The 12,503-nt window shown below is 75.6% G+C and carries 6 protein-coding genes; all 6 read right to left on the bottom strand.

The annotated features are described in order from the left end of the window. Window position 1: 1 nt before the first annotated feature. Complete coding sequence (locus ACZ38L_RS13580; RefSeq protein WP_465692368.1) at window positions 2-1,072, bottom strand: HAD-IIIC family phosphatase; 1,071 nt, start codon at window positions 1,070-1,072, stop codon at window positions 2-4. After that, entirely contained in the window at window positions 1,069-2,190 is a 1,122-nt protein-coding gene (locus tag ACZ38L_RS13575; RefSeq protein ID WP_465692366.1) for an acyl-CoA dehydrogenase family protein, read from the bottom strand. The genes ACZ38L_RS13580 and ACZ38L_RS13575 overlap by 4 nt, the downstream gene beginning before the upstream one ends. After that, window positions 2,183-2,485, bottom strand: coding sequence for an acyl carrier protein (locus ACZ38L_RS13570; protein ID WP_465692364.1), 303 nt, complete (start codon window positions 2,483-2,485; stop codon window positions 2,183-2,185). The genes ACZ38L_RS13575 and ACZ38L_RS13570 overlap by 8 nt, the downstream gene beginning before the upstream one ends. Then, a complete protein-coding gene (locus ACZ38L_RS13565) occupies window positions 2,482-3,354 on the bottom strand; it encodes a 3-hydroxyacyl-CoA dehydrogenase family protein (RefSeq protein ID WP_465692362.1) in 873 nt (290 codons plus the stop codon). The genes ACZ38L_RS13570 and ACZ38L_RS13565 overlap by 4 nt, the downstream gene beginning before the upstream one ends. Continuing rightward, window positions 3,351-9,536, bottom strand: coding sequence for a type I polyketide synthase (locus ACZ38L_RS13560; RefSeq protein WP_465692360.1), 6,186 nt, complete (start codon window positions 9,534-9,536; stop codon window positions 3,351-3,353). The genes ACZ38L_RS13565 and ACZ38L_RS13560 overlap by 4 nt, the downstream gene beginning before the upstream one ends. After that, a partial coding sequence (locus ACZ38L_RS13555; RefSeq protein ID WP_465692358.1) for a type I polyketide synthase occupies window positions 9,529-12,503 on the bottom strand: 2,975 nt, incomplete at its 5' end. The genes ACZ38L_RS13560 and ACZ38L_RS13555, both read right to left, overlap by 8 nt.

Raw genomic sequence — 12,503 nt, 5'->3', positions numbered from 1 at the left:
GTCACGGCAGGGCGGCGAGGTCGGGCGCGAGCAGTCGCACCGTGGGCGACGGTGCCCGCCGGCCCGGCACCAGGTGCAGCACCTGGACGTCCCCCGCCGGCGCCGCGGCGCAGCCGCAGTCCGCCCCCGCCGACTCCTCGAACCCGGCGAACCGGTAGGCGATCTCCATCATCCGGTTCCGCTCGGTGGCCCGGAAGTCGGCGGTCAGATGGACGCCGGCCCGGGCCGCCTGGTCGATCAGCCAGTCCAGGACGGTCGACCCGGCGCCGTAACTGACCACCCGGCAGGAGGTGGCGAGCAGCTTCAGGTGCCAGCTGCCGGTCCGCCGTTCCACCAGCAGCACGCCCACCGCACCGTGCGGCCCGAACCGGTCGGCCATGCTCGCCACCAGCACCTCGTGCCCGGCATCGGCCCGCAGCTCGCGCAACCGCCGGTCCGAGTAGTGCACCCCGGTCGCGTTCATCTGGCTGGTCCGCAGGGTGAGTTCCTCCACCCGCGAGATGTCCTCCGGGCTGGCCCGGTCGATCCGCAGCACCAGCTCCAGCGAGCGCAGGAAGTCCGCGTCGGGGGCGGTGGATGCGGCCCGCTCGGCCTCCCGCCGGAAGCCCGCCTGGTACATCTCGCGCCGCCGGCGGGAGTCGGCGGTGCGGGTGGCCGGGGTGAACTCGGGCAGGTCCGGCAGTGCGGCGGCCTGCTCGGCCGGGTAGCAGCGCACCTCGGGTAGGTGGTGGTTCACCTCGGCCCGTTCGGCCGGCCGGTCGTCGATGAACGCGATCGTCCCCGGGGCGAAGTTGAGCTGCTCGGCGATCGCCCGCACCGACTCCGACTTGGTGCCCCAGCCGATCCGCGGCAGCACGAAGTACTCGGCGATGCCGAGCTGTTCCAGCCGCGCCCAGGCCGGCTCGTGGTCGTTCTTGCTGGCCACCGACTGCAGGATGCCCCGGGCGTCCAGCTCGATGACGACCTTGCGGATCTCCTCCGGCAGCGTCACCTCGCGGTCCTCCAGCAGGGTGCCCTGCCAGAGCGTCCCGTCCAGGTCCCAGACCAGGCACTTGACGGTCGTCGCGGTCACCGTTCCCCCCTCCCGTGCGTGGCCAGGGCGTGCTCGGCCAGCAACAGCCGGCACAGCTCACTGCTGCCCTCGATGATCTCCATCAGCTTGGCGTCGCGGTAGGCGCGCGCCACCACCGTGCCGTCCTGGGCGCCGGCCGAGGCCAACACCTGGACGGCGGTCGCGGCGGCCCGGGCGGCCTGCTCCGCCCCGACCTGCTTGGCCAGCACGGTGGCGATCACCTGGTCGGCCGAGCCGGCGTCCCAGCAGTGCGAGGCGTGCTCGCAGACCCGGGTGGCGAGCTGCTCGGCCACCAGCAGGTCGGCCAAGTGGCCACCCACCAGCTGGTGTTGGCCGATCGGTGCGCCGAACTGCTGTCGGGTCGCGGCGTGCCGGGTGGCGGCCGTCAGGCAGGCCCGCAGGATGCCGACGCAGCCCCAGGCCACCGATATCCGCCCGTACGCCAGCGCGGTGGTGACCAACAGTGGCAGTGGCAGCGCCGCCCCGCCGAGCAGGTTGCCGGCCGGCAGTCGCACGGCGTCCAGATCGACGTCGCAGTGGCCGGCGGCCCGGCAGCCCAGCGGATCGCTGATGGGCTGGATCCGGACGCCCGGCGCGTCGGCGGGGACCACCACGGCCGCGGCGCCGTCCTCGTGGCGGCCGAAGACCACCAGCAGGTCGGCGTAGCGGGCGGCGGTCATCCACTTCTTCCGGCCGTCCACCAGCAGCTGGTCGCCGTCCCGCCGGATGGTGGTGACCATCGCCGCCAGGTCGCTGCCGGCGCCGGGCTCGCTGAAACCGACCGCCGCCAGCTCCCCGCCGGTGAGCCGGGGCAGCCAGGCGCGCAGCTGCTCCGGCTGCCCGAACCGGGCGATCGTCCAGGCGGCCATCCCCTGCGAGGTCTGCACGCTCCGTAGCGAGCTGCACAACTCCCCTGTTCCGGCAGTGAGTTCGCCGTTCTCCAGGCTGTTCAGGCCGAGCCCGCCGAGGGTTTCGGCCACCTGCCCGCAGAGCAACCCGGCCGAGCCGAGTTCGCGCAGCAGCGGCCGCGGGATCAAGCCGGTCAGGTCCCAGCGCTCGGCCTGGTCGCCGACCGCCGATCGGACGGTGGCCAGCGCGGTCGCGAGGCGGTCAGCCATCCTGACCCCCGGCGGCCTGCTGCCGGAGCCGGTCGACCATGGCGGTCATCACGGTGACGGTGCGGAAGTTGTCCATCCGCAGGTCGGTGCCGCGGATGCTGATCCCGAACGACTTCTCCAGGTGCACCACCAGCTCCATGGCGAAGAGCGAGGACTGGCCGCCCTCCTTGAACAGGTCGGTGTCGGGCAGCCAGGCGGTCCGGGTACGGGCCTCCAGGAAGCGCAGGATCTCCTGGCGGACGTGCTGCGTGCCGTCGACCGGCTGGGCGATTCCCTCGGTGCGGGCGGTGCTCATCGCTTGCTCTCCTCGTGGTAGCTGTAGAAGCCCGCGCCGCTCTTGCGGCCGAGCCTGCCCTCGCGGACCTTCGCCAGCAGCAGGTCGCAGGGGCGGCAACTCTCGTCCCCGGTGCGCTCCCAGAGCACCTGGAGCGAGTCGACCAGGTTGTCGATGCCGATCAGGTCGGCGGTGCGCAGCGGGCCGGTGGGATGGCCCAGGCAGCCCTGCATCAGCTCGTCCACCGCTTCGACGCTCGCGGTGCCGGCCTGGACCACCCGGGCCGCGGTGTTGATCATCGGGTGCAGCACCCGGCTGGTGACGAAGCCCGGCGCGTCGGCCACCACCACGGTCTGCCGGCCGAGTTCGCCCAGCAGGTTCCGGGTGGCGGTCATCGTGGCCTCCCCGGTCCGGGCACCGCGGATCACCTCCACGGTCCGGATCAGGCTCGGCGGGTTCATGAAGTGGGTGCCGAGCAGGTCGGCCGGGCGGGTGACCGCGTCGGCCAGCTCGTCGATCGGGATCGACGAGGTGTTGGAGATCAGCGGCGTTCCGGGGCGCACCGCGGCCGAGACCTCGGCCAGCAGCCTGCTTTTCAGCGCGGCGTTCTCGGTGACCGCCTCGATCACCGCCCGGGCTTCGGCCAGGACTTCCGAGGTGCCCGTGGTGTGCAGCTCTCCGGGCGCCACGCCCGCCGGCAGCCGGCCCATCAGCTGGGCCAGCCGCAGGCCCTGGGCGATCCCGGCCTCGGCCCGGACCAGCTGGTCCGGGTCGGTGTCGACCAGCGTGACGGGGACGCCGTGGCCCAGCGCCAGGGTGCCGATGCCGGTGCCCATCACCCCCGCCCCCAGGATGACCAGCCGCTCGGCCGGTCGCACTGTGGTGCTCATGCGCCCTTCCCCTTCTCCCGCTCGGTGTCGCGCGGGTTCTCGTGCTCGGTCTCGCCCAGGACGGCGGCCAGCCAGTCCCGCACGGCCGCTCCGGTGGTCTCCACGTGTTCCTCCATCAGTGACCAGTGGTCGCCGGGGACGTCGACGACGGTGTGCGCGCCGGGCCAGGAGGCCCGCCAGTCGACCGTGCGGTCGGGCGCCGGCTCGGCCAGCGGGCGGGAGGCCCGCACCAGCAGCACCGGGGCCGCGATCGACGGCGGCCGCCAGTCGTCCAGCAGCTGGAAGTAGCGGCCCATCGCGGTGAGCCGGGTGTCGTCCAGTGGTGCGGCCCGGTCCTCGCGCTCGAACATCCCGCCCACCAGGACGTCGTCGAACTGCGTCATCGCCTGGTCGCCCGAGAGGTAGGTGTCCAGCAGCACGACGGCCGCCGCCGGGGTGCCGAGCCGCTCCAGCCTGGCGGCGGCCGCGTGCGCGAGGGTGCCGCCGGAGGAGGAACCGAGCAGGATCAGCGGCCGGTCGCCGGCGCCGGCCCGGACCGTCCGGGCCTGCAGGTCGACCAGGGTGGACAGTTGGTCCGGCAGCGGCTCGTCGGGTGCGAAGCCCGGCGCGTCGAGGGCGCTGACGCCGTAGCGGCCGCGGAAGAGCGCGCCGAACCGGGCGTACTGGTGGGCGCCGCCGAGGGCGACGATCGAGCCGAAGCAGACCAGCAGCGGGCGGTCGGCGCGGCCGTCCGGGGGCTCGACCAGGTGGAGGAGCGCGGGGCCGGCCGTGGTGCTCGGCGGTTCGGGACCGAGGGTCGGCCGCAGCGCGGCGGCCAGGCCGAGCAGCCGGATTCCGGTGTCGATCCGGCCCTGTTCGCAGGCCTGCCGGAACAGCGTGCCGACCGGGCCGACGCCACCGCTGGGTGCGGCGAACTCGGGGGCGGTGTCGGCGAGTTCGGCCAGCTCGGCCAGCAGTCGGTCCGCCAGCCGGGTCGGGGTGCCGCTCTCGAAGACCAACGTCGGCCGCAGCCGCAGGCCGGTGGCGGCGGCCAGCCGGTTGCGCAGCTCGACCGCGGTCAGCGAGTCGAAGCCCTGCGCCAGGAAGGCGGTTTCCGCCGGCACACCGGTCGGGTCGGGGTGGCCGAGCACCTGGGCCGCCTGGTGCCGGACCAGCTCCAGCAGCACGGCCGCCCGCTGCCGCGGGTCCGCTGCGGCGGCCAGACGCCGCCGCAGCGCCTCGCGCCCGGCGGCGTCGTCGCCGGGTCGCTCGGCAGGTGTCCCGGCCGGCCGGGACGACGGGCGGACCAGCGCGCGCAGCAGGTGCGGCACCGGCCCGCCGGTCGGGGCGGTCAGATCCAGCCGGATCGGGACCAGGGCGCCGGTGTCCGAGCCGAGCGCGGTGTCGAACAGGGCCAGCGCCTCGCCCGTGGAGAGTGCCCGCGCGCCGCCACGGGCGAGCCGGCGCAGGTCGGCCTCGTCCAGCGTGCCGGTCAGTTCGCTGCGCTGCTCCCACAGCCCCCAGGCCAGCGAGGTTGCCGGCCGCCCCTCCCGTCGGCGCAGCGCCACCAGGGCGTCCAGGCAGGCGTTGGCCGCCGCGTAGGAGCCCTGGCCCGGGCTGCCGAAGACGCCGGCGGCCGAGGAGAAGACCACGAAGGCGGTCAGGTCGGCGTCCGCGGTGAGTTCGTGCAGCAGCCAGCCGCCGTCGACCTTGGGGCGCAGCACGGTGGCCAGCCGCTCGGGGGTGAGCGACTCCAGCACCCCGTCGTCCAGCACGGCGGCGGTGTGCAGCACGGCACGCAGCGGGTGCCGGGCCGGGATCCCGGCCAGTACCCGGGCGATCTGCCGGCGATCCGTCACGTCGGCGGAGACGACGGTCGGCTGGGCGCCGGCGGCGGTGAGCTCGGCCACCAGGTCGGCGATCCCGGGGGTGTCCGGGCCGCGCCGGCCGAGTAGCAGCAGGTGCCGCACGCCGTGCCGGGCGACCAGGTGGCGGGCCACCAGCCCGGCCAACGTGCCACCGCCGCCGGTGAGCAGCACGGTGCCCTCGGGGTCGAAGGCCGGCTGGATCGAACGTCCGTCGACTGTCGGCCTGGTGAGCCGTGGCGCGTACAGGATGCCTTCCCGGACCGCGAGTTGGGGCTCTCCGGTGAGCAGGGCGGACGACGCGAGGGTGCTGCCCGCGGGGTCGTCGGTGTCCAGCAGCACGAACCGGCCGGGGTGTTCCAGTTGGGCGGCGCGCAGCAGGCCCCAGACGGCCGCGCCGGCCAGGTCCACCGGCTGGGCGCCGAGGTCGACCGCGCCCCTGGTGACCACCACCAGCGGCGCCTGGTCGGTCCGTGGGTCGGCGAGCCGGTCCTGGAGGGCGGTCAGCACCGCGCCGACGGTGGCGAGGACGCGCGCGGTGGGTTCGGCGCCGGAGTCCGGTGGCGGGTCGGTCAGCGACAGCAGCTCGGGCACGGCGCCGGGCGGTGGGCCGGCCGGGGCGGGCAGCCGGGTCCAGCTCAGCTCGAAGAGCGACTGGTCGGGCGTGCGCAGTGAGTCGAACGCGGCGGTGCGCATGGCCAGTGCGCCGATCTCGGCCACCGGGCGGTCGGCCTGGTCGGTGATCCGGACCGTCACCGTGTCCTCGCCGTCCTCGCCGGCCTGACGCAGCCGCACACGTAGCACGGAGTCGGTGGCCGGGTCGAGGGTGACCCGCTGCCAGCAGAACGGCAGCGGCACGCCGCCCGCCGCCGTCCGTCCGTCGGGGGTGCGCAGCCCGACGGTCTGCAACGCGGCGTCCAGCAGCGCCGGATGGAGGGTGAAGCCGGGCTCCGGGGTGACCTGGTCGGGCAGCGCGACCTCGGCGAGGACCTCCGGGCCGCGCCGCCAGGCCGCCCGCAGGCCCCGGAACGCCGGGCCGTAGCCGATGCCGCGGGCCTCGAAGCCCGCGTAGCAGTCGGCGACCGGGACCGGCTCCGCGCCGGCGGGCGGCCAGGCCTCCGGTGCCGTGGAGCCGGTCGCGGTGCTCTCGGGGGCCGGGCCGAGCAGGCCGCTCGCGTGCTCGCGCCACGGGCCGCCGCCCTCCGCACGGGAGTGCAACTCGACACCGCGCCGGCCGACTTCGTCCGGCCCGCGGACGGTGAGCCGCAGCTGCACGCCGTCGTCCGGCCCGAGCAGCAGCGGCGCGGCCAGGGTCAGCTCCTCCACCTGCGGGCTGCCGACCCGGGCGCCGGCGGTGGCCACCAGCTCCAGGAACGCCGCCCCGGGCAGCAGCACGGTCCCGGAGACGGCGTGATCGGCCAGCCATGGGTGGGTGGCCAGCGAGAGCCGCCCGGTGCAGACCAGCCCGCCCGACTCCGGCAGCTCGACCAGCGCGGTCAGCAGTGGGTGCCCGAGCGCGGTCTGCCCGGCGGAGGCGACGTCGCCACCGGCCGGGGTCGCGTCCAGCCAGTAGCGCTGCCGCTGGAACGGGTAGCTCGGCAGGGTGACCGGCCCGGCGGGCGCGTCGGCGACCAGCGGCCGCCAGTCCACGGCCAGCCCGTGGACGTGTGCCTCGCCGAGCGCGACCAGCAGCCGCCGGGCGCCGCCGTCCTCGCGCCGCAGGGTGCCGAGCACCACCGCCTCGCCGGCCCCGGCGTCCGCCACCGTGTCCTCGATCCCGAAGGTGAGCGTCGGGTGCGGGCTGACCTCCAGGAAGGTCCGGTGCCCGGTGGCCAGCAACTGCCGGATCGCCTGGTGGAAGTGGACGGTCCCGCGCAGGTTGCGGAACCAGTAGTCGGGTGTCAGGTCACGGGCGTCGACCGGACCGACGTCCACCGTGGAGATCATCGGGACGGTGCCCGCGCCGGGCGAGATGCCGGCCAGCGCGGCGTGCAGTTCCTCGCGCAGGCCTTCCACGGCGGCCGAGTGCGAAGCGTACTCGACCGGCATCGGCCAGGCCAGCACGCCCTCCTCGGCCAGTTCGGCGAGCAGGGCGGCGACCCCGGCACCGTCCCCGGCGACCACCGCCACCCGCGGGCCGTTGACCGCGGCGACCGACACCGACCCGTGCCGCCCGGCCAGCCGCTCGGCCAGCTCGTCGGGGGTGAGCAGTACGGTGGCCATCGCGCTGCCGCCGCTGGTGCCGGCCAGCGCCCGACTGCGCAGCGCCACCACCCTGGCCGCGTCCGCCAGCGACAGCAGACCGGCCACGCAGGCCGCCGCCACCTCGCCCTGGCTGTGGCCGATCACCGCGGCCGGCCGCACCCCGTGTGCCAGCCAGACCTCGGCCAGCGAGACCATCACCGAGAAGAGCACCGGTTGCAGCACGTCCACCCGGTCCAACGGGTCGCCGCTGCGCAGCAGGTCGATCGGCGACCAGTCCAGGTACTCCGCCAGTGCCTTCTCGCAGGCGGCCATCCGCTCGGCGAACACCGGTGAGGTGTCGAGGAGTTCGGTCGCCATGCCGGGCCACTGGGCACCCAGGCCGGGGAAGACGAAGACCGGCCGCCGGCCGCCCTGCGGTGCGCTGCCCCGGATCACCCGGACGTCCGGACGGTCCTCGGCGAGCGCGGAGAGGGCGCCCAGCAGCTCGTCCCGGCCGTCCCCGACCAGCACCGCCCGCTCGGCGAAGGCGCTGCGGCCCAGCGCCAGCGCCCGTGCGACGGCGCGTGGGCCGGGACCGCTGACGGGGTGGCCGGCCAACTGTTCGTGCAGTCGGGCGGCCTGGGCGCGCAGAGCGGCGGCCGACTTGGCGGAGAGCGGCCAACTCGTCGGGCCGGGCGCGGACTCCGGCTCGTGGGCCGTCGCCGGTACCGCCTCCAGCACCAGGTGGGCGTTGGTGCCGCTGGCCCCGAAGGACGAGACGCCGGCGCGGCGCGGGCGGCCGGTCTCCGGCCAGTCACGGGCCTCGGTCAGCAGCTCCACCGCGCCCTCGGTCCAGTCGACCTGAGCGGAGGGGCGGTCCAGGTGCAGGCTGCGCGGCAACCGGCCGTGCGCCATCGCCAGCACCGTCTTGATCACCCCGCCGACGCCGGCGGCGGCCTGGGTGTGGGTCAGGTTGGACTTCAACGAGCCCAACAGCAGGGGGCGTCCACGGTCCTGGCCGTAGGTCGCGAGCAGCGCCTGGGCTTCGATCGGGTCGCCGAGCCGGGTGCCGGTGCCGTGCGCCTCGACCGCGTCCACCTCGGCGGGGCCCAGCCCGGCGTCGGCCAACGCCGCCCGGATCACCCGCTGTTGGGCCGGGCCGTTGGGCGCGGCGATGCCGTTGGAGGCGCCGTCCTGGTTGACGGCGGAGCCACGGACCAGGGCGCGCACCGGGTGCCCGTGCCGCCGGGCGTCGCTCAGCCGCTCCAGGAGCAGCAGTCCGACGCCCTCGCCGAACCCGGCGCCGTCCGCCGCGTCCGAGAAGGACTTGCAGCGGCCGTCCGGGGCCAGTCCGCGCTGGCGGCTGAACCCGACGTACAGGCCCGGTGTGGACATCACCGTCACCCCGCCCGCCAGCGCCAGGCCGATCTCGCCGGCCCGCAGCGCCTGGCAGGCCAGGTGGATCGCCACCAGCGAGGAGGAGCAGGCGGTGTCCAGGGTCACCGCCGGGCCTTCCAGGCCCAGCGTGTAGGCCACCCGCCCGGAGGCGATGCTCGGCACGCTGCCGGTACCGAGGAAGCCCTCCAGCTCGGCCGGGATCCGGCTCAGCCGGGCCGCGTACTCGTTGTACATCACGCCCGCGTAGACGCCGGTGGCGCTGCCGCGCAGCGTGGCCGGGTCGATGCCGGCCCGCTCGATCGCCTCCCAGGAGGTCTCCAGGAGCAGCCGCTGTTGCGGGTCCATGGCGAGGGCCTCGCGTGGCGAGATGCCGAAGAAGCCCGGGTCGAACTCGGCGGCGTCGTGCAGGAATCCGCCCTGACGGGTGTAGAGGGTGCCGGGCGCGTCCGGGTCGGGGTCGTACAGTCCCTCGACGTCCCAGCCGCGGTCGGTGGGGAAGTCGGAGACCGCGTCCCGCTCGGCGAGCAGCAGCTCCCACAGGTCCTCGGGGCTGCGCACCCCGCCCGGGTAGCGGCAGGCCATCGCGACGATCGCGATCGGCTCGCCGGACCGTTCGGTCAGCCGCCGGTTCTCTTCGCGCAGCCGCTCGTTGGCCAGCAGCGAGGCGCGCAGGGCCTCGACCACCTGGTCGGTGTGCATGGTGCTCCGTCCCCTCTCGGACTCGGGCGGGGTGGCCGCCGGTCGGGTGTCAGGCATGGTCGCCGTCCAGGGCCAGCCGGACCAGGTCCTCGACGCCCATGGCACGGATCGCCGCGCCCTGGCCGGGGTGCTCGGTGACCGGCTGCTGGACCGCGGTCGGGTCGGCCAGGGCGAGCAGGCCGTCCAACAGGCCGGCGGAGCGCAGTCGTTCGATCGGGATGGTGGCCAGCAGTCGGCTGATCTCCGGCTCCGGGCGGGTGGTCGGTGTGCCCGGCGTGACCTGCGCCGACCCGGTGGGGACCAGCCGATCGGCCAGGTACTCGGCCACCGCGACCGGGCTCGGGTGGTCGAAGACCAGCGTGGCGGGTAGCCGCAGGCCGCAGGCCGCGGTCAGCCGGTTGCGCAGCTCGACCGACATCAGCGAGTCGAACCCGACCTCCTTGAAGGCGCGTTCCGGGTCGACCGCCTGCGGGCCGTCGTGGCCCAGCACCTCGGCGACCCTGGCCCGGACCAGCTCGACCAGCACGGCCAGCCGCTCCTCGCCGCCCAGCGCGGCCAACCGGCGCTGCAGGGAGTCAGCCTCGGCGGCCTCGGCCCCGGCGGCGATCCGGCGTGGCAACGCGCGCACCAACCGGCGGAAGAGCGCCGGGACGCCGGCCTCGCCGGTCCCTGCCCGCAGCTTGGCCAGATCCAGCTTGACCGGCAGCAGCAGCGCCTGCGGTGAGGCCAGCGCGGTGTCGAACAGCGCCAGACCCTCCTCGGCGGAGATCGCCGCGACACCGCCCCGGTCGAGCCGGCGCAGGTCGGTCGCGCCCAGCCGGCCGGTCAGCGCGCTGCGCGGCTCCCACAGCCCCCAGGCCAGCGACTGGCCGGCCAGCCCGGCGGCGCGGCGCTGCTGGGCCAGGGCGTCCAGGAAGGCGTTGGCGGCCGCGTAGCTGCCCTGGCCGGCGCTGCCCACGGTGCCGGAGGCCGAGGAGAACAGCACGAAGGCGGTGAGGTCCTGATGTTCCGTCAACGCGTGTAGGTGCAGCGCCGCGTCCACCTTCGGCCGGAGCACCGGATCGAGCCGCTCCGGGGTCAGCGACTCGACGATCCCGTCGTCCAGCACGCCGGCCGAGTGGACGACCGCGGTCAGCGGGTGCTCGGCCGGGACGCCGGCCAGCAGTCGCTCCACCGCGGTGCGGTCGGCGAGGTCGCAGGCGGCCACGGTGGCCTCGGCGCCCAGCTCGGAGAGTTCGGCGGCCAGTGCCACCGCCGCCGGGTCCTCGGTCCCGCGCCGGCCGGTCAGCAGGAGGTGGCGCACGCCGTGCGCGGTCACCAGGTGCCGGGCGACCAGCGAACCGAGCACCCCGCCGGCACCGGTGACCAGCACGGTGCCGCCCTCGGAGGGCGTGAACGGGCCTGCCCCGGCGGCCGGTACCCGGGTGAGCCGGGCGGCGAGTACCGTGCCGCGGCGGATGGCGAGTTGGGGCTCGCGGGCGGCGGACGCCGCCGGCAGGAGCGACGGCAGCAGCGTGGGGAGGGCGACCGGGTCGTCGGTGTCGACCAGCACGAAGCGGTCGGGGTGCTCGGACTGCGCCGAACGGACCAGGCCGCGCACGGCGGCGGCGGCGAGGTCGGCGACGCCTTCGGTCGCGTCGACCGCGACGGCCGCGTGGGTGGCGAGGACGAGTGTCGCGCCGGCGCGGTCCTCGTCCGCCAGCCACGCCTGGAGCAGTCGCAGCGCGTCGGCCAGCGCGGCCCGCACGCCGCCCGGGTCGGAGCCGGTGGGTGCGCAGCGGACGAGCACGCCTGCGGGCGCGGCGGTGGCCGGGGGCAGCGGATCACCCAGTCCGATCGTGGGCCAGCAGGGTGCGGTCGGCGGGAGGGGCCTGCCCGGTTCGGCTCGCGGTGCCAGTGGCAGAGCCTGCCAGTCCAGTTGGAAGAGCGAGTCGGCCGCCCCCGGGCGGGCCTCGCGCAGGGCGGCCACCTCGACCGGGCGGATCACCAGGGACTCCACCGAGGCGACCGGGCGACCGGTCGGATCCGCCACCGTGATCGCCACCGACCCCGTCGCGTCGTAACTCAGCCGGACCCGCAGCACGGTGGCACCGGAGGCGTGCAGGCGCACGCCGTTCCAGGAGAACGGCAGCCGGGCCCTGCCGGGCTCCTCCCGCTGGTCGGCGCCGTCCTTCGGCACCAGCCACAGCCCGTGCAGCGCGGCGTCCAGCAGCGCCGGGTGCAGGCCGAACGCGGCCGCCGCGCCGTGCTGGTCCTGGGGCAGCCGGACCTCGGTGAACACCTCGTCACCGCGCCGCCAGGCCGCGGTCAGCCCCCGGAACGCCGGCCCGTACCCGTACCCGAACGACTCGAAGCGCTCGTACAGCCCCTCGACCGGCACCGGCACCGCGCCGGCCGGCGGCCAGACCTCGGGGTCCGGCTCCGGCTCGCCGGTGGCGGGCGCTGGGGCCAGGACGCCGGTGGCGTGGAGGGTCCAGTCGTCGGCGTGGTCGTGGGTGGCGTGTTCGGGGCGGGAGGAGATGGTGAGGGTGCGGCGGTGGGTGGGGTCGGGGGTGGTGATGCGGATTTGGAGGTGGTGGGGGGTGGGGTTGGGGAGGGTGAGGGGGGTGTGGAGGGTGAGTTCTTCGAGGTGGGTGGTGTGGGTTTCGTCGGCTGCGCGGAGGGCGAGTTCGAGGAAGGCGGTGCCGGGGAGGAGGGGGGTGTCGGTGATGGTGTGGTCGGCGAGCCAGGGGTGGGTGCGCAGGGAGACGCGTCCGCTGAGGAGGGTTTCGCCGGTGTCGGCGATCTGGACGGCGGCGCCGACCAGCGGGTGCCCGGTGCTCTCCAGGCCCGCCGCGCTCACGTCGCCGCCGGTCGCCGGCCTCGGCTGCGCCCAGTAGGTGCGTCGCTGGAACGGGTAGGTGGGCGTGGCGGCTCGGGGGCCTTCGCCGAGGACGGTGGTCCAGTTGACGGGGTGGCCGTGGGTCCAGGCGTGGGCGAGGGAGTGGAGGAAGCGGTGGTGGTTGTTGGTGTCGCGGCGGAGGG

The sequence above is a fragment of the Kitasatospora sp. NPDC024654 genome, assembly GCF_055559155.1.
This window is presented reverse-complemented; position numbering and strand designations above follow the sequence as displayed.